General features: G+C 60.8%; 17 protein-coding genes. 12 read left to right on the forward strand and 5 right to left on the reverse strand.

Features of this window, described 5'->3' with window-relative positions:
* Nucleotides 1-28 precede the first annotated feature (28 nt).
* Nucleotides 29-1,831, forward strand: a complete 1,803-nt coding sequence (locus HU743_RS00255; RefSeq protein ID WP_186646040.1) for an acyl-CoA dehydrogenase — start codon at nt 29-31, stop codon at nt 1,829-1,831.
* Nucleotides 1,832-2,016: 185 nt separating this feature from the next.
* On the opposite strand, the gene HU743_RS00260 is transcribed toward HU743_RS00255, so the two are convergent.
* On the reverse strand, nt 2,017-2,319 hold the full coding sequence (locus tag HU743_RS00260) for a cell division protein ZapA (protein ID WP_186619599.1): 303 nt from the start codon (nt 2,317-2,319) through the stop codon (nt 2,017-2,019).
* Nucleotides 2,316-2,546, reverse strand: coding sequence for a hypothetical protein (locus HU743_RS00265; protein ID WP_007909525.1), 231 nt, complete (start codon nt 2,544-2,546; stop codon nt 2,316-2,318). The genes HU743_RS00260 and HU743_RS00265 overlap by 4 nt, the downstream gene beginning before the upstream one ends.
* A gap of 276 nt (nt 2,547-2,822) precedes the next feature.
* Here HU743_RS00265 and HU743_RS00270 point away from each other — a divergent pair, with 276 nt between their 5' ends.
* The 4 genes from HU743_RS00270 to HU743_RS00285 all read left to right on the forward strand — a co-directional run bounded on the left by HU743_RS00270 (nt 2,823) and on the right by HU743_RS00285 (nt 11,388).
* Entirely contained in the window at nt 2,823-4,448 is a 1,626-nt protein-coding gene (locus tag HU743_RS00270; protein ID WP_186646042.1) for a methyl-accepting chemotaxis protein, read from the forward strand.
* Nucleotides 4,449-4,745: 297 nt separating this feature from the next.
* Nucleotides 4,746-6,488, forward strand: a complete 1,743-nt coding sequence (locus HU743_RS00275) for a potassium/proton antiporter (RefSeq protein ID WP_186549451.1) — start codon at nt 4,746-4,748, stop codon at nt 6,486-6,488.
* A gap of 34 nt (nt 6,489-6,522) precedes the next feature.
* The gene (gene mscK, locus HU743_RS00280; RefSeq protein ID WP_186646044.1) at nt 6,523-9,876 is read left to right on the forward strand and encodes a mechanosensitive channel MscK; all 3,354 of its coding nucleotides are present in this window, start codon (nt 6,523-6,525) and stop codon (nt 9,874-9,876) included.
* A gap of 48 nt (nt 9,877-9,924) precedes the next feature.
* On the forward strand, nt 9,925-11,388 hold the full coding sequence (locus tag HU743_RS00285) for a protein adenylyltransferase SelO (RefSeq protein WP_186646046.1): 1,464 nt from the start codon (nt 9,925-9,927) through the stop codon (nt 11,386-11,388).
* A gap of 6 nt (nt 11,389-11,394) precedes the next feature.
* Here the strand turns inward: HU743_RS00285 and HU743_RS00290 are convergent, their stop codons facing one another.
* Both HU743_RS00290 and HU743_RS00295 read right to left on the reverse strand, forming a co-directional pair.
* Nucleotides 11,395-11,796 (reverse strand): transcriptional regulator, encoded by a 402-nt coding sequence (locus HU743_RS00290; RefSeq protein WP_186646048.1) that lies wholly within the window; start codon nt 11,794-11,796, stop codon nt 11,395-11,397.
* The gene (locus HU743_RS00295) at nt 11,793-12,089 is read right to left on the reverse strand and encodes a type II toxin-antitoxin system HigB family toxin (protein ID WP_186549459.1); all 297 of its coding nucleotides are present in this window, start codon (nt 12,087-12,089) and stop codon (nt 11,793-11,795) included. Before HU743_RS00295 ends, HU743_RS00290 begins: the two co-directional genes overlap by 4 nt.
* 193 nt (nt 12,090-12,282) lie before the next feature.
* Between HU743_RS00295 and trxC the strand changes: the two genes are divergently transcribed.
* A complete protein-coding gene (trxC, locus tag HU743_RS00300; RefSeq protein ID WP_186646050.1) occupies nt 12,283-12,717 on the forward strand; it encodes a thioredoxin TrxC in 435 nt (144 codons plus the stop codon).
* A 129-nt stretch (nt 12,718-12,846) separates the two neighbouring features.
* Here the strand turns inward: trxC and HU743_RS00305 are convergent, their stop codons facing one another.
* Nucleotides 12,847-13,617: a ParA family protein gene (locus HU743_RS00305; RefSeq protein ID WP_024011296.1), complete on the reverse strand. Its 771-nt coding sequence runs from the start codon at nt 13,615-13,617 to the stop codon at nt 12,847-12,849.
* A 356-nt stretch (nt 13,618-13,973) separates the two neighbouring features.
* Here HU743_RS00305 and HU743_RS00310 point away from each other — a divergent pair, with 356 nt between their 5' ends.
* The 6 genes from HU743_RS00310 to HU743_RS00335 are packed head-to-tail and all read left to right on the forward strand — an operon-like array spanning nt 13,974 to nt 18,219.
* Entirely contained in the window at nt 13,974-14,699 is a 726-nt protein-coding gene (locus HU743_RS00310; RefSeq protein WP_186646051.1) for a beta-ketoacyl synthase chain length factor, read from the forward strand.
* Complete coding sequence (locus HU743_RS00315; protein ID WP_186646052.1) at nt 14,675-15,487, forward strand: lysophospholipid acyltransferase family protein; 813 nt, start codon at nt 14,675-14,677, stop codon at nt 15,485-15,487. Before HU743_RS00310 ends, HU743_RS00315 begins: the two co-directional genes overlap by 25 nt.
* Nucleotides 15,465-15,737, forward strand: coding sequence for a phosphopantetheine-binding protein (locus tag HU743_RS00320; RefSeq protein ID WP_186646053.1), 273 nt, complete (start codon nt 15,465-15,467; stop codon nt 15,735-15,737). The genes HU743_RS00315 and HU743_RS00320 overlap by 23 nt, the downstream gene beginning before the upstream one ends.
* Nucleotides 15,738-15,746: 9 nt before the next feature.
* Nucleotides 15,747-16,001, forward strand: coding sequence for an acyl carrier protein (locus HU743_RS00325; RefSeq protein WP_186549470.1), 255 nt, complete (start codon nt 15,747-15,749; stop codon nt 15,999-16,001).
* The gene (locus HU743_RS00330) at nt 15,998-16,543 is read left to right on the forward strand and encodes a hypothetical protein (protein WP_186646054.1); all 546 of its coding nucleotides are present in this window, start codon (nt 15,998-16,000) and stop codon (nt 16,541-16,543) included. The genes HU743_RS00325 and HU743_RS00330 overlap by 4 nt, the downstream gene beginning before the upstream one ends.
* On the forward strand, nt 16,540-18,219 hold the full coding sequence (locus HU743_RS00335) for an acyl-CoA synthetase family protein (RefSeq protein WP_186646055.1): 1,680 nt from the start codon (nt 16,540-16,542) through the stop codon (nt 18,217-18,219). Before HU743_RS00330 ends, HU743_RS00335 begins: the two co-directional genes overlap by 4 nt.
* Nucleotides 18,220-18,318: the final 99 nt, after the last annotated feature.

The following is an 18,318-nucleotide window of genomic DNA, read 5'->3' on the forward strand; positions in this document are numbered from 1 at the left end:
CGGCATACTTTCTTTAAGGTAAGCCACCATGTCCGAGACGCTGCTCAGTTCCCGCAATCTGGCTTTCGAGCTGTACGAAGTCCTCGATGCCGAGGGCCTGACCCGGCGCGAGCGCTTTGCCGAGCACAATCGCGAGACCTTCGACGCCGCCATCGGCACCGCGCGCAGCATTGCTGAAAAATACTTCGCACCGCACAACCGCAAAGGCGACGAGAACGAGCCACGCTATGAAGACGGCAAGGCAATTCTGATCCCTGAAGTGAAACCGGCGGTGGATGCCTTTCTCGAGGCCGGCTTCCTCAACGCCGCGCGAAGCTTCGAGGCCGGCGGCATGCAATTGCCGACCTTGCTGTCGCAAGCCTGCTTCGCGCATTTCCAGTCGGCCAACGCTGCGTCGACCTCGTATCCGTTTCTGACCATGGGCGCGGCGAATCTGATCGAGAGCTTCGGCACCAACGAGCAGAAACAGCGCTTCCTGCAACCGATGATCGATGGCCGCTTCTTCGGCACCATGGCCCTGACCGAGCCGCATGCTGGTTCGTCGCTATCGGATATTCGGACCCGCGCTGAGCCTGCACCTGACGGCACGTATCGCCTCAAGGGCAACAAGATCTTCATATCCGGCGGCGACCATCCGCTGTCGGAAAACATCGTGCACATGGTCCTCGCCAAGCTGCCGGACGCGCCGCCGGGGGTAAAAGGCATTTCTCTGTTCATCGTGCCTAAGTTTCTGGTCAACGACGACGGCAGTCTCGGCCAGCGCAACGATGTACTGCTGGCCGGGCTGTTCCACAAGATGGGCTGGCGCGGCACCACGTCCACGGCGCTGAACTTCGGCGATAACGGCGAGTGCATCGGTTATCTGGTAGGCAAGCCGCACCACGGCTTGAGCTACATGTTCCAGATGATGAACGAAGCGCGGATCGGCGTTGGCATGGGCGCGGTGATGCTTGGTTATGCCGGCTATCTGTACTCTCTCGAATACGCCCGCGAACGGCCACAGGGTCGGGTGCCGGACAGCAAGGACCCGACGACGGCGCCGGTGGCGATCATTCAGCACGCCGATGTCAGACGCATGCTGTTGACGCAAAAATCCTACGTCGAAGGGGCATTCGACCTCGGCCTGTATGCGGCGCGGTTGTTCGATGACACCACCACCCTGGAAACCGAAGCCGAACGCAAACAGGCCCATGAGCTGCTGGACCTGCTGACGCCAATCGTCAAATCCTGGCCGTCGGAGTTTTGCCTGAAGGCCAACGAACTGGCGATCCAGATTCTCGGCGGTCACGGATACACCCGTGAATATCCGGTGGAGCAGTATTACCGCGACAACCGCCTGAACCCGATTCACGAGGGCACTCATGGCATCCAATCGCTGGATTTGCTTGGACGCAAGCTGGCGCAGAACGGTGGCGCGGGGTTGAAACAGTTGATCCGCCTGATCGCTGCCACGGGCGAGCGCTCCACGGCGTACGATTCGTTGACCGCACTGCGCGAACCGCTGGAAAAACTGGTGGCGCGCCTGCAAACCGTGACCCTCGGTTTGTTGACCGATCTGGCGCAAGGCAAGATCAACAGCAGCCTGGCGAATTCGGCGCTGTATCTGAAGGTGTTCGGGCACACGGTGATCGGCTGGCGCTGGCTGGAGCAAGCGATTCGCGCCGAAGAAGGTTTGGCAAAAGGCACTGCGGCGGACGCCGATTTCTATAAGGGCAAGCTGCAGGCAGCGCGGTACTTTCTGACCTGGGAAGTGCCGGGTTGCCAGCATGAGCTGGACTTGCTGGAGGCGCGGGACGATACGTGCCTGGGGATGCAGGATGCGTGGTTCTGATCCGGATTATGCGTAGCGGCTGATTCCGTCTTCGCGGGCAAGCCCGCTCCCACAGGGTTTCGTGGCGCTCACGCACTCAGTGAATCACCACGATACCTGTGGGAGCGGGCTTGCCCGCGAAAGGGCCGGGGCTGAGGACACATCAGCTCAGCGTGAACCCACTCATCTGCGCACCAGCGACCGGATCAACCCTGATTAATGGTCTTGGCGATGGTGTCGACCGTGGCGCTGACTTGCTCTTGGTAACGGTCGAGTTCTTCCTGGTGCTGTTTCTTCATTTCGATCTGCTGCGAGCACAGGTTCATTGCCGCGAGCACCAGCAAGCGGTCACCGATCAGGGTCGGGTATTTGCGCTTGGTGTCTTCCAGCGTGGCCTTGAGCATCATGGCCGCGTCCAGCAGGGTCTGTTCTTCCCCGGCCGGTGCCTTGATCGAATAGTCCTCCCCGAGAATGGAGATGACTTTTACCCCTGCTGTGCCGTGGTTCATGCGCTGACAGGACCGGCGTTGACGCGGTCGACCAGGGCTTGAATGCGTGCGGCAGTGGCGCCGTGCTTTTCTTCCTGCTCCATCAGGTTCAGTTGCAGGCTTTCGTTTTCATCCTTGGCCTGGGCCAGTTCCGTGGACAGGGTCTGGTTGGTCTGCGCGAGGGTCTGGTTCTGTTGCACCAGGTCGCTGACGAGCTGTTCCAATTGGCTGAGGGATGCTTCCAACATTTTGATCTTCCAAGCGTTTTTCAAAGGGCGCGTACGATAAAGAAAAGTCACCACAGATGCCAGGGTTAAACCGCTGCAAAGCCTTGATTTTCCTGGCGGCGGACCGTTCCTGCGAGTTTAAAAGACTGTGATCTGCCGATCTGGTTCCTGCACTTCGTCGCTCGGGGGCAGATGCGACAAATACGCACACCACCTCAAGACTTTAGTCGTATGACCGATAAGTCAGCCATACAGCAGCTCAACCCGCATGGATGCGGCCCTTTTCGGTATCCGCCCATGTCCCTTCGCAATATGAATATCGCCCCACGGGCGTTCACCGGTTTCGCCCTGATCGGCGGCCTGATGTTGATTCTCGGCGTGTTCGCCTTGAACCAGATGAGCAAAATCCGCGCGGCCGGCGAAAATATCGCCACCGCCAGCGTGCCATCGATCAAGGCCCTCGACGAATTCACCCAACTGACCCTGCGTCTGCGCGTGTTGTCATATCGCCTGCTGATCAACCGTGAAGCGGACGTGCAGCAGAAAACCATCGAACTGTTCGACATGCGCAACCGCCAGATTACCGATGCGCAACGGGCTTACGAGCCGCTGATCTCCAGCCCCGAGGAACGTTCGGCGTACGATCAGTACGTGCAGTTGCTGGCGCAGTACCGTCAGCTCGAAGAGCGCATGAAAACCTTATCGCGCAACAATCAGGTCGACGAGCTGCGGCAGTTGCTCAACAGCGATTTGCTGACCAACTCTGAAGCGGTGAACACCGCTCTGGCACGTTTGCTGGAGATCAACACCCAGCAAATCGCCGAGACCGACCAAGGCGCCAAGGATCAGTATTCGATGTCGTTCGATCTGGTCGTCACGCTGCTGGTGATCGCCGGCGGTCTGACCATGCTGTTCGCCTGGCTGCTGACGGTGAGCATCACCAAGCCGATTTCGAAAGCACTGGAAGCTGCCGAGACCATCGCCGAGGGCAATCTGACCCAGCCGATCCATGTCGATGGTGAAGATGAAGCCGGACGCCTGCTGGCGGCCATGGCGAAGATGCAATCGAAGCTGCGTGACACCTTGCAGCGCATTTCCGGCTCGGCCACGCAACTGGCGTCCGCCGCCGAAGAATTGAACAGCGTCACCGATGAAAGCGCCCGTGGCCTGACACAGCAGAACAACGAAATCGAACAGGCCGCCACTGCCGTCAACGAAATGACCAGCGCCGTGGAAGAAGTCGCACGCAATGCGGTCAGCACCTCGGAAGCTTCGAAGAACGCCACCACCTCGGCCGGCGACGGTCGCGATCTGGTCCAGGAAACCGTCAGCGCCATCGAACGCATGAGCGCTGACGTGCAGAGCACCGCTTCGCTGATCGGCGATCTGGCCAACGAGTCCCGTGACATCGGCAAAGTCCTTGATGTGATCCGCGGCCTGGCCGACCAGACCAACCTGCTGGCGCTGAACGCGGCGATTGAAGCCGCACGTGCTGGCGAGGCCGGTCGTGGTTTCGCGGTGGTGGCGGATGAAGTGCGTGCCCTGGCCCATCGCACCCAGCAATCGACCAGCGAAATCGAGCGGATGATCGGCAGCATTCAGAGCGGCACCGAACACGCCGTGGATTCGATGCGCAACAGCACCGAGCGCGCCGAGTCGACGCTGAACATCGCCCGTGGCGCCGGGATGTCGCTGGACACCATCAACAGCGCCATCGTCGAGATCAATGAGCGCAACCTGGTGATCGCCAGCGCGGCCGAAGAGCAGGCGCAGGTGGCGCGGGAAGTCGACCGCAACCTGGTCAACATCCGTGACCTGTCGGTGCAATCGGCGACCGGGGCGAATCAGACCAGTGCGGCGAGCAATGAGCTGTCGCGCCTGGCGCTGGACCTGAACAACATGGTTGGGCGGTTCAGCCTCTAGACACATCGGATTTGCGTCTGGGCGCTATTGTGGCGAGGGAGCTTGCTCCCGCTCGGCTGCGCGGCAGTCGCTGAGCCCTCCGATTTGTTTTTCCTGAGACACCGCAGCGTCTGCATTTGGGGCGCTGCGCGTCCCAGCGGGAGCAAGCTCCCTCGCCACAATCATCACTCGCCGCACTTTCAGGGGATGTTGCCGAAAAGCTTTTTGACAGCATCACATTTCAACAGGTTAGAATCGCTGGCACGCAGACTGCATGGTCAGTTTGTGCCCCGTCTTTCCGCTTCTGGAGTACTGCCTTTGAATGCGACGACCATCAACAGCCTGTTCTTGATCGGCGCGTTGCTGGTAGGCGCAAGCATTCTCGTCAGTTCCCTTTCCTCGCGTCTCGGCATTCCGATTCTGGTCATTATTCTCGCGGTCGGCATGGCCGCCGGGGTCGATGGCGGCGGGATCATTTTCGATAATTACCCGACGGCCTATCTGGTCGGCAACCTCGCACTGGCGGTCATCCTCCTCGACGGCGGCTTGCGCACACGCGTTTCCAGCTTTCGCGTGGCGTTATGGCCGGCGCTGTCGCTGGCCACGGTCGGGGTGTTGATCACCACCGGGCTGACCGGCATGGCCGCCGCGTGGCTGTTCGACCTCAATCTGATTCAGGGCCTGCTGATCGGCGCTATCGTTGGCTCGACCGACGCTGCTGCGGTGTTTTCACTGCTTGGCGGTAAAGGCCTCAACGAGCGGGTCAGCGCCAGTCTGGAAATCGAATCCGGCAGTAACGATCCGATGGCGGTGTTTCTCACCGTCACTTTGATCGACATGCTTGCCAGCGGCCAGACCGGCCTGCACTGGAGCCTGCTCACGCACCTGATCCGCGAATTCGGCATTGGTGGCGTGATCGGTCTGGGCGGCGGCTGGGTGATGCTGCAATTGGTCAACCGCATCAACCTGGCGGCCGGGCTGTATCCGATCTTGATCATCGCTGGCGGCCTGGTGGTGTTCGCGCTGACCAACGCCTTGCACGGCAGTGGCTTCCTCGCTGTTTATCTGTGCGGCCTGGTTATCGGCAACCGCCCGGTGCGTAGCCGCCACGGCATCTTGCACATGCTCGACGGCATGGCGTGGCTGGCGCAGATCGGCATGTTCCTGGTGCTGGGCCTGCTGGTCACGCCGCATGATTTGCTGCCGATCGCCGTGCCTGCCCTCGGTCTGGCGCTGTGGATGATCCTGTTTGCGCGGCCGCTGTCAGTGATGGTCGGTCTACTGCCGTTCAAGGCGTTCCACGGTCGCGAGAAAGCGTTTATTTCCTGGGTCGGCCTGCGCGGCGCGGTGCCGATCATTCTCGCGGTGTTCCCGCTGATGGCCGGTCTGCCGCAGGCGCAGCTGTACTTCAACCTCGCCTTCTTCATTGTGCTGGTGTCGCTGTTGGTGCAGGGCACGAGCCTGCCGTGGGTCGCCAAGCTGCTCAAGGTGACCGTACCGCCGGAGCCCGCGCCGATTTCCCGGGCGGCGCTGGAAGTACACGTGACCAGTGAGTGGGAACTGTTCGTTTACAAGCTCGGCGCGGAGAAATGGTGCATCGGTTCGCCCCTGCGCGAGCTGAAAATGCCCGAAGGCACGCGTATCGCCGCGCTGTTTCGTGGCCAGCAACTGCTCCATCCGTCGGGTAGTACGGTGCTGGAAGTTGATGATTTGCTGTGTGTTATTGGCCACGAACACAACCTGCCAGCCCTCGGCAAACTGTTCAGCCAAGCGCCGCAACGGGGCCTCGATCTGCGCTTCTTCGGTGACTTTGTGCTCGAAGGAGACGCCCAGCTTAAAGCGGTTGCCGCTCTCTACGGCTTGCCGGCTGAAGGCATCGATCCGGACATGACCCTGGGAGCCTTCATTGCGCAGAAAGTCGGTGGTGCCCCCATCGTCGGCGACCAGGTGGAGTGGAACAACACCCACTGGACGGTTGCGGTCATGGACGGGAACAAGATCGGCAAAGTGGGCGTCAGATTCCCCGAAGGAAGTCGCCCGGGCCCCGGACTCTTCCTCTAAACTGCCTCCACTCTCACTTGCTTGACCGGTCTCTATGCCTACCCTGCGCTCCTTTTTCGCCGCGGCCCTGCTGGGCCTGAGTCTTACTGTCGGCCCGCTGTACGCCGCCGAACCACCGTCCAGCGACGCCGTGCAGGCCAGCCTCGACAAGCTGGCCGACAGCAAACTGCCGGATGCCGATAAAAAGGCAATGCAAACCGTCCTGCAGAACACGCTCAATCAGCTGAACAGCGAGCGCGAGTACGAGCAGAAGCTGATCGACCTCAAACAGCAACTGGCGACCGCGCCCAAGCAGACCATCGAAAACACCCGCGAGCTGACACGCCTCAAAGCGACGCCAGTGGTGCCGGTGGCGCAGCGCTTTCCCAAGGAGTCCATCCAGCAGTTGGAGCAGATCCTCACGGATCGTTCGACCCAGCAGAGTGACCTGCAAAAAGCCCTGGCCGAGGCCAACAGCCTGATCATCACGGCGCAGACCCGGCCCGAGCGCGCGCAAGCGGAGATTTCCGCCAGCCAGACGCGCATTCAGCAGATCAACAACATCCTCAAGTCCGGCAAGGACACCGGTAAAACGGTCACCGCCGAACAGCGCGACCAGTTGAATGCCGAGCTGGCCGCCCTCAATGCGCTGATTCCGCTGCGCCGTCAGGAACTGGCCGGCAATACCCAGTTGCAGGATCTGGGCAATGCCCAGCACGACTTGCTCTCGGAGAAATCCGACCGCCTCGATCGCGAGATTCAGGAACTGCAAACGCTGATCAACCAGAAGCGTCTGGCGCAGTCACAGGAAACCGTCACCCAACAATCGATCGAAGCGCAGAAGGCCGGCGGCAGCAGCCTACTGGCGAGTGAGAGCGCCACCAACCTGAAACTGTCGGACTACTTGCTCAAGAGCACCGATCGTCTCAACGAAGTCACCCAGCAGAACCTGCAGACCAAACAGCAACTCGACACCCTGACTCAGAGCGATTCGGCGCTGGACGAGCAGATCGCCGTGCTCAAGGGCAGCCTGCTGCTGTCGAAAATTCTCTACAAACAGAAACAGGCCCTGCCGCACTTGAAGGTCGACCGCGACCTCGCCGATCAGATTGCCGATATTCGCCTCTATCAGTTCGATGTCAGCCAACAACGCGAACTGCTGAGCAACCCGGCGACCTATGTCGACAACTTGCTCGCCACGCAGCCGCCGGAGCAGGTCACCCCGCAACTGCGCAAGAGCCTGCTGGAGCTGGCTAACACCCGCACTGACTTGCTGGAACGACTGAACCGCGAACTGAGCGCGATGCTCAATGAGTCGATCACCCTGCAGCTCAATCAGAAACAACTGCTGAGCACCGCGCAAAGCCTGCGTGCGACCCTCGATGAGCAAATGTTCTGGATCCCCAGCAACAAGCCACTGGACGTTGAGTGGATGCGCGGCGTGCCGGAACGCCTGCAACGACAGGTCAACACCCTGCCATGGGCGTCGAGCCTGAGCGAACTGACCGACGGCCTGACCCAGCGCCCACTGCTGTTCCTGCCGTTGGCATTGCTGATTGGCGCCCTACTCTGGCGGCGTAAAAGTCTGTATGGACGGTTGAACAAGGTTCACCAGGACATCGGCCACTTCAAGCGCGACAGCCAGTGGCATACGCCTCAGGCGATCCTGATCAATATTCTGCTGGCGATGCCGGTGGCACTGGGCCTGGCGCTGTGCGGTCTGGCGTTGCAGATCGACGCACGCGGGCAGAACGCCAATATGGGCGCGGCGCTATTGCAGATGGGCCAGGCCTGGCTGGTGTTCTACACCGCTTACCGGATTCTCGCGCCGGGCGGCGTGGCGGAATTGCATTTCCGCTGGGAGAAACCGCAGGTCGAATTTCTTCAGGGCTGGGTGCGCCGACTGGGCCTGGTGGTCATGGCGCTGGTGGCCGTGGTCGCCGTCGCCGAACTGCAACCGGCGGCACTCGCCGATGACGTCCTCGGCATGCCGGTGGTGCTGACGTGCTACGCGCTGATGGCGTGGCTGCTCAGCCGCCTGCTGATCAGCAGCCCGACGCACCAGAATGCCTCGTTGTTCCGCAAGGCCGTGGGTGTGATGTTCACCCTGCTGCCGATCGCCCTGTTCGTCGCGGTGTGCTTCGGCTACTACTACACCGCGCTGAAACTCAGCGATCGTTTGATCAACACCCTGTACCTGCTGATGTTCTGGCTGGTGATCGAAGCCACCTTCGTTCGCGGCCTGAGCGTGGCGGCGCGGCGTCTGGCTTACCAGCGCGCCCTGGCCAAACGCCAAGCGGCCAAAGAAGCCGGCGACGGCGAAGCGGTGATCGAAGAACCGACGCTGGACATCGAAAAGGTCAACGAACAATCCCTGCGCCTGATCCGTCTGGCCCTGCTCGGCGGTTTCATCGCGGCGCTGTACTGGGTCTGGTCGGACCTGATCTCGGTGTTCTCCTACCTGGACAACATCACCCTTTACGAATACACCAGCGGCACCGGCGCCAACATGAGCATGGTGCCGATCAGCATCGGCGACATGCTCGGCGCGCTGATCATCATCGGTATCACCTTCGCCCTCGCCCGCAACTTGCCGGGTCTGCTCGAAGTGTTTGTGCTGTCCAAGCTCAATCTGGCCCAAGGCAGTGCTTACGCCACAACGACGCTGCTGTCGTACGTGATTGCCGGCGTCGGCTTTGTCACCACACTGTCGACCCTCGGCGTCAGCTGGGACAAGTTGCAATGGCTGGTCGCGGCACTGTCGGTGGGTCTCGGTTTCGGTATGCAGGAGATCTTCGCCAACTTCATCTCCGGGATCATGATCCTGTTCGAGCGTCCGGTACGGATCGGCGACACCATCACCATCGGCAACCTGTCGGGCACGGTGAGCAAGATCCGCATCCGCGCCACGACCATCACCGATTTCGATCGCAAGGACATCATTGTCCCGAACAAGACGTTCATCACCGGGCAACTGATCAACTGGTCGCTGACCGACACCATCACCCGCGTGACGCTGAAACTCGGCGTCGATTACGGCTCGGATCTGGATCTGGTCAAGGAACTGCTGCTCAAGGCCGCCCGCGAGAACCCGCGCGTGCTGAAGGAACCGGAGCCGCACGTGTACTTCCTGAATTTCGGCGAAAGCACCCTCGATCACGAACTGCGCATGCACGTGCGCGATCTGGGCGACCGTAACCCGGTGCTCGACGAGGTTAACCGCTTCATCAACCGCGAGTTCAAGAAGCAGCACATCAACATCTCGTTCCGGCAGATGGAGGTTTATCTGAAGAATCTTCACGGCCAGGAATACAAGATGGTGCCCGTCGAGCCGGAGAACAAAACCATCGTGCCGATCGTCGACGCGCAGAAACCGTTGTCGGAACCGCCACCGAGCAAACTCGACTAACCGACAAGGTCCCAGCAGAATGCTCGGACATTCTGCTGGAGCCGGCCCGTGAAAGCCCTCGACGAACTGACTTTCGACAACCGCTTCGCCCGTCTGGGCGACGCGTTCTCCGCTCACGTGTTGCCCGAGCCGATCGACAATCCGCGTCTGGTCGTTGCCAGCCCGGCAGCCCTTGCCTTGCTAGACCTCGACCCGGCCAGCGCCGAAACCGAAGAATTCGCGCAAGTGTTTGGCGGCCACAAGCTGTGGGCCGATGCCGAGCCACGGGCGATGGTGTATTCCGGGCATCAGTTCGGCGGCTATACCCCGCAGTTGGGCGACGGTCGCGGTTTGTTGCTGGGCGAGGTGTACAACAACGCCGGCGAACACTGGGACTTGCATCTCAAGGGCGCCGGGCAAACGCCGTTCTCACGCATGGGCGATGGCCGCGCGGTGCTGCGCTCGTCGATTCGTGAATTCCTTGCCTCCGAAGCGTTGCATGCGCTGAACATTCCCTCTTCCCGCGCCGCCTGCGTGATTGGCTCCGACACCCCGGTCTGGCGTGAAAAGCAGGAGCGCGCGGCGATGGTGCTGCGTCTGGCACCCAGCCATATCCGCTTCGGCCACTTTGAATACTTCTATTACACCAAGCGCTCCGAGCAGCAAAAGCAGCTCGGCGAACACGTACTGGCGATGCATTTTCCTCAATGCCTCGAGCAACCGGAACCGTACCTGGCGATGTTCCGCGAGATTGTCGAGCGCAATGCCGAACTGATCGCCAAATGGCAGGCCTACGGTTTTTGCCACGGCGTGATGAACACCGACAACATGTCGATCCTCGGCATTACCTTCGACTTCGGCCCGTTCGCCTTCCTTGATGATTTCGACGCGCACTTCATCTGCAACCACTCCGACGATCAGGGCCGCTACTCGTTCAGCAATCAGGTGCCGGTCGGTCAATGGAACCTCAGTGCCCTGGCTCAGGCGCTGACGCCGTTCATCAGTGTCGATGCTCTGCGTGAAACCCTCGGTTTGTACCTGCCGCTGTTCCAGGCGCACTACCTCGACCTGATGCGCCGCCGCTTCGGCTTCACCACCGCTGAGGACGATGATCAGCAGTTGCTGGAGAACTTGCTGCAACTGATGCAGAACAGCGGCGTCGATTACACGCTGTTCTTCCGCCGGCTCGGTGAAGATTCAGCCGAACAGGCTGTCGCCCGCCTGCGCGATGACTTCGTCGATATCAAGGGTTTCGATATCTGGGGCGAGCGTTATGTCGCGCGGGTGGCACGCGAGGGCAGCGCCGATCAGGAACAGCGTCGCGCGCGGATGCATGCGGTCAATCCGCTGTACATCCTGCGCAATTACCTCGCACAAAAAGCCATCGACGCCGCCGAACAAGGCGATTACTCAGAGGTTCGCCGACTGCACACGGTGTTGAGCAACCCGTTCGAAGAGCAGCCAGGGATGGAAGGTTATGCCAAGCGGCCACCGGAGTGGGGCAAGCATTTGGAGATCAGTTGTTCGTCGTGAGTCGACTCAGATAAACACTTCGATCGGTACATTGAAACGTTCAGCCAGCCAGCGGATCTGGCGCAGGTTGAGCTTTCGCTTACCGCTCAAAATCTCCGAAACGACTGATTGAGTACCCACGCCAGGAAGGTCGCTCTGAGTGAGGCCGTGTTCGCGCATCATATAGCCAAGCACTTCTTCGCCGCTCGCTTCAGCCATCGGATGATGGGTGCGATCCCATTCCTCGATCCAGTCACCGATGATGTCCAAAAGGCTCATCAATGGATGCGATTCATCTTCCCCGGTTATTTCGAGAATCTCATCGACCGCCCGCACCAAGACGTCGTAATCCTCTTCGCTCTTCGGCTTGCGAACCAGCGGAGCGACATATTCCCAGTGCTCAGCCACTGTCTTGATCAAAATGCTCATACCTTCGCTTCCTTCCATTTGCCCCGATCATATTCGCGATGATCCAGAACATATTTTATGTACAACCTCTGCGATCGATAACTGACAAAAGCGATCAGTCGCAGCTTGTTGCCGCCCAGGTCAAAGACATGAAACTGGCCCACCTTGTCGATCGCAGGAAATATCGATTTCATCGCCGAGAAGTCCTTGGGACAGCTTCTCTTTGCCAGTCGAAACCACTGCGCCAGTGCGCTTGCCGTTTGTGGCCATTTTTCCTTGGCCTCTCTGATGGGTTTTTCGCTGAACACATGCATGCAACATCCTTATCGCATTCTGCTATGGAAAGTTAATCGAAGGGTGCGATTATCGCAATGTGCGATAGAGGCAGACAGACCAGCGGTGCGTCCGGTAAATCTCAGCCTAGGTCTAACCTCGCACCGTGCACGATTGAAAATATGAGCAAACGTCTCAAACTACGTGTTATCAGCTCTCTTCTGGATTTCGCTCATGACAACCCCTCTCCTCATCCCCTGCCCCACCTGCAACGGCCTCAACCGCATCCCCGCCGAGCGCCTCGCTGACCACCCCAAGTGCGGGCGCTGCAAATCCGCGGTGCTGTTGAGCAAACCCTTTGAACTCACGCAAGGCGACTACGCCAGCCAGATCAAGGGCGATCTGCCGTTGCTGGTGGACGCATGGGCGGACTGGTGCGGGCCGTGCAAGTCGTTTGCGCCGGTGTTCGAACAGGCGGCGGCGCAGTTGGCGGGCAAGTGTCGGCTGGCCAAACTGGACAGCGAGGCGAATCAACAGTTATCGGCGCAATTGGGGATTCGCTCGATCCCGAGCCTGATTCTGTTTAAAAACGGCAAGGAAGTGGCGCGGCAGAGTGGTGCTTTTCCGTTGCCGCAACTGATGGCTTGGCTGCGTAGCCAAGGTATCTGACCACACACAAATCCAATGTAGGAGTGAGCCTGCTCGCGATGAGGCCGTCACATTCAACATTTGCGTTGGATGAAAGGACGCTATCGCGAGCAGGCTCACTCCTACAGGGGGCAGTGTGTATTCGGGGAATCAGTGGTCTTCCAGCAAGTTATGCAATTCGACGAATTGCTGCGTCAGCTTGTGCCGTGGATCGAGGTGGATCAGCGGCATGCTCGCCTGGTGCGACTCGCGCATACGCACGGAACTGCTCAGATACACCGGCAACACTGGCAGCCCTTCGGCAATCAGTTCATCCAGCATCTGCTGCGGCAGGCTGGCGCGGGCCTGAAACTGATTCACCACAATGCCTTCAACCTCCAGACCTTCGTTGTGGTCGTCCTTCAACTCTTCGATTTCAGCGATCAGGCCGTACAGCGCCTGACGCGAGAAACTGTCGCAATCGAAGGGAATCAACACCCGGTCCGCCGCGATCAGTGCCGATACCGCGTAAAAATTCAGCGCCGGCGGGGTGTCGAGGTAGATCCGGTCGTAGTCTTCGGACAGCTCATCCAGCAACTTGCGCAGCTTGTTGATCTTGTGCTTGGCCTCAAGCTTGGGCTGCAGGTCGGCCAGCTCGGCGGTGGCGGTGATGATGTGGAGATTGTCGAACGGGGTTTCGTAGATATCCGCCTGATTCTTTTTCGAGAACGGCCCCGACGACAGGGTCTGCTTGAAGAAGTCGGCGATGCCCATCGGAATGTCGTCACCGGTGAGCCCGGTCAGGTATTGAGTGGAGTTGGCCTGGGCGTCCAGATCCACCAACAACGTGCGATAACCCTCGCTGGCGCTGACCGCGGCCAGGTTGCAGGCGATGCTGGATTTGCCTACGCCACCTTTCTGATTGAACACCACGCGCCGCATGACCGAACCTCCGTGTATCAAAGAATGACCGAGTGTAGATGCGGGCGACCTCGCTTCGCTACCTCCACGGACAGGGACTACGTCTTGAGGTGTAAATGTCGACATCCGGGCGTGGAAAAAACCGCGTGAGAATACAGAGACACCTGACAGACAGGCCGCGGAGATTCTGGATAATGGCCAAGTGACAGTTATCCAGCGAACCGCTCAGTACATTTTGTTGGGCAAAATGTAACCAGCATTTGCTAGACACCCGTCGCACCGGGATAATGCGCGCCACCCGGCGCTAAGCGCCAAGCCAAGCCTGCTGCGGCGCTGGCGATCCAACGCGTCAACGAAAGCCCGCAGGGGCGGGATGAATGTCCGTGATCAACTTCAACATCGCCCAATGGCGCGCATGGGCCCCGGGGCTCGACAGCGTGGACGCCTGGCAGGCCTGGAGCCGGCAACCGGTGGTGCTGCAGAGCAGCGATGCCGCGCCCGATGTGTCGTTTCTGCCGGCCATGCAACGCCGTCGCCTCAGCCGTCTGGCGCGGATGGCTTTCAGCGTTGGCTGGCCACTGGCCGAGGGACGCGACAACCTGCCATTGGTGTTCGTTTCGCGGCACGGCGAAACGCCGCGTACGTTCGACATCCTCAGTGATCTGGCAACCGATCAGCCGCTGTCCCCGACCCAGTTCAGCCTCTCGGTGCACAACGCGATCATCGGCCTGTGGTCGATCATGCGTGGCGAAACCAGCGAGATGACCGCCCTTGCCGCCGCCGGCGACGGCCTCGAACACGGCATGCTCGAAGCCGCGGCGTTGCTCGCTGAAGGTGCCCCGGCAGTGTTGCTGATCGTGACCGAAGAACAACCGCCTGAAGCGTACTCGCAGTGGATTGACGATGTGCCGTTCCCCTACGCACTCGCGCTGCTGATCACTGCCGGTACCGACTGGCGGCTGACGCTGAACAGCAGCACGAAAATCCAGTCAAAGGCGCACTGGCCACATGCGCTCAACCTGCTGCGCACCCTGCTCGGCCAGCAACCCCATTGCCAACATGCCTGGAAAAATCGTGTATGGACCTGGCAACGCAACCCGTGACCGAGAAGAACCGCGACGCTTATTACTGGCGCCTGCTCGCCACCGCGGCGAGCTTCGCCCTGTTCGGGCTTGGCGGCCTGTGCCTGCGCCTGCTGGTGTTTCCCCTGCTTGCCTGCCTGCCCGGCGATGCCCTGGTGCATCGGCGGCGCGCGCGGCAGACGGTCAGTCGGCTGTTCTGGTTTTTCGTGCGGTTCATGGCCCGCACCGGCGTGCTGACCTATGACATCCAGGGCGCCGAACGCCTCGGCCGCCCCGGGCAGATGATTATCGCCAATCACCCTTCGTTGATCGATGTAGTGTTTCTGATCGGCCTGGTACGCCAAGCCAATTGCGTGGTGAAGAAAAGCCTGTGGGAGAACCCTTTCACCCGCGGCCCCCTGCGGCGCACCGAATACATCAGCAATGACGGCAGCATGGACATGCTCGATGCCGCCGCCGAGTCACTGCACAACGGTCAGACCCTGATCATCTTCCCGGAGGGCACCCGCACCCAGCCCGGGCAGGCACCGGCCTTTCATCGGGGCGCCGCTTCGATTGCCCTGCGCGGTGCGAAAATCGTCACTCCGGTGATCATCAAGGTCAACCCGACCACCCTGACCAAAGCCGAACCCTGGTATCGCATTCCCCGCCGCCGCGTGCACTTCAGTTTTCGCGTCGGGGCCGATATAGACCCACAGACCTTCGCCGCGCAGGGGCCGGCACCGCAGGCCTCGCGCAAGCTCAACGACTATTTGCATGACTATTTCATTAAGGAGCTCGCCGAAGATGAGCGATTTCAACAACCGTGACCTGATGCGTGACATCAAACTGCTGATCATCGACGCCCTCGGCCTCGAAGACGTTGGCCCCGACGACATCGGTAACGAGCAGACGCTGTTTGGCGAAGGCCTGGGTCTGGATTCGGTCGACGCGCTGGAACTGGGCCTGGCGATCCAGAAAAAATACGGCATCAAGATCGACGCCGATGCCAAAGACACTCGCAACCATTTCACCAACGTGGCGAGCCTTGCGGCTTTCGTCACGGCCAAAGCAGCTTGAGACCGGACCATGCAAACTCGTGACGATATCTTCAACACCCTGCGCGATGCCCTGGTCGAACTGTTCGAACTGGATCCGGGCCGGGTCAGCATGGACGCCAACCTGTATCAGGATCTGGAAATCGACAGCATCGACGCGGTCGATCTGATCGATCACATCAAACGTCAGACCGGCAAGAAAATCGCCGCCGAGGAGTTCAAGTCGGTGCGCACCGTCGGTGACGTGGTCGAGGCGGTGTTCCGTCTGGTTCAACCGGCCACATGAGCCGACTGATCGGCCTGGGCCTGCTGCTGGCCGGTCTGCTGTACCCCTTTGCGGTGTATTTCGGTATGGAGCACTTCGCGCCTTGGCAGTTCGGTCTGCTGCTGGGCAGCCTGTGGCTGGCGCGGGCGCTGACCGGCGAGCGCAAACCCGGCAGCCTGTGGATGGCCGGCGTGGCAATCGTGTTCTGCCTGCTGCTGGCGCTGTTCGACAGTCCGCTGTTGTTGCGCTGGTACCCGGTGCTGATCAGCGGGTTCATGCTGGTGCTGTTCAGCCTGAGCCTGAAATACGGCCCGCCGATGGTCGAGCGCCTGGCACGGTTGCGTGAGCCTGAGCTACCGGACATTGCCATTCGCTATACGCGCAAGGTCACGGTGGCCTGGAGTGTGTTTTTCTTTTGCAACGGTTTGTGCGCTGCCCTTCTGACGCTGTGGGCGCCGCTGGACTGGTGGATGTTGTACACCGGCCTGATTTCCTACGGATTGATCGGCCTGATGTTTGCCATTGAATGGCTGATACGACAACGGGTAAGAGGCCGTACATGAACTGGATAAAACTTGAGCAGCTGTTGCTCAAGGCTGTGCCGGCGCGGGCAATCAGCCACGCACCGGCCATCGATCATGCGCAACTGTGCGAGCAGGCATTGAGCGTTGCCGCCGGCCTGCAAGCGCAAGGCGTGAAGCGCCTGGCCGTGCATCTGGAAGATGCCGCCGATCTGGCCGTCGCCCTGCTCGGCGCGTGGCGCGCGGGCGCCAGCGTGTTGCTGCCCGCCGACCTGCAAGCGCAGACACGCCAGCGCTGGTCCGGTGAAGTCGATAGCTGGCTGACCGATCAGCCTGGCGATGCGCACTTGAGCGACTTTCACCAAGCCGGGTTGGCGGGCGCCGAACTGGACCTCGATCAGTGCCGCCTGAGCCTGTGCACCTCCGGCTCCAGCGGCGAACCCAAGCGCATCGACAAAACCCTGCGCCAGCTGGCCAATGAAGTCCAGGCGCTAGAGCAGCTATGGGGCGCAGACCTCGGCCAGGCCTGCATCATCGGCAGTGTCGCCACGCAGCACATCTACGGCTTGCTGTTTCGAGTGCTGTGGCCGTTGTGCGCCGGGCGCTCGTTGGTGCGCCGGCAACTGGCGTTTCCCGAGGATTTGCAGCGTGCCAGCCGCGAATATCCGGCCTTTGCCTGGGTCGCCAGTCCGGCGCTGCTCAAGCGCATGGGCGACAACCTCGACTGGCCGGCCTTGAGCGCCGTGCGCCGGGTGTTTTCCTCCGGCGGAGCGCTGCCGCCAGAGGCCGCGCAGAGCCTGCATCAGCGCCTGCAGCAATGGCCGACGGAAATCCTCGGCAGCTCGGAAACCGGCGGTATTGCCTGGCGTCAGGGCGAGCCTTTATGGCAGCCGTTTGCCGGCGTCGAACTGAGCCAGGACAGCGACGGCGCACTGCTGGTCGCCTCAGCTTATTTGCCTGCCGGGCATGTCGAGCATACGGCCGACGCCGCCCGCGTCCAGGCCGACGGGCGTTTCGAACTGCTGGGCCGGCTGGACCGCATCGTCAAACTGGAAGAAAAACGCATCTCGCTGCCCATGCTCGAACAAGCCCTGGTTGCCCATGACTGGGTGGCGGAAGCGCGGCTGGGCGTGGTGCAGGAAAACCGCGCCTCGCTCGGCGCTCTGCTGGTGCTCAGCGAATCGGGGCTGTTTGCATTGCGCGAACACGGCCGCCGAGGCCTGACCGAAACCCTGCGCAAGCACCTGAGCCAGCATTGCGAAGCCCTCGCCCTGCCCCGGCGCTGGCGCCTGCTGCGCCAACTGCCCCTGAACAGCCAGGGGAAACTGCCCCAGGCCACCGTCGAAGCGTTGTTGCTCGCTGCCCGGCCGAAAGCTCCCGAAGTGCTTGAGCAAAGCGAAACCGAGGGCGAGTGGAGCCTGCAACTGAGCGTGCCGCCGGACTTGGCCTATTTCAGCGGCCACTTCCCCAAGGCGCCGGTATTACCCGGCGTCGTGCAGGTGGAATGGGCGCTGAACCTGGGCCGGCAATTGCTGAAGCTCGATGGCGCGTTTGCCGGCATGGAAGTGTTGAAATTCCAGCAACTGGTGCGCCCCGGCGATGAAATCCAGTTGCACCTGCGCTTCGATCCAGCGCGCGGCAAACTGTATTTCGCTTATCGCAACGACACGGCGACCTGTTCCAGCGGGCGGATTTTGCTAGGAGTTGGCAATGCATAACCTGTGGCGAGGGAGCTTGCTCCCGCTGGGTTGCGAAGCAGCCCCACCCGTTTTTGGCAGCCCATCGAAGGCGAGCGCTTCGCACTCGAGCGGGAGCAA

Origin of the sequence: Pseudomonas sp. SWRI99 (assembly GCF_014270125.1) — a bacterium.
In the GTDB taxonomy this organism is placed as follows: Bacteria; Pseudomonadota; Gammaproteobacteria; order Pseudomonadales; family Pseudomonadaceae; genus Aquipseudomonas; species Aquipseudomonas hamedanensis.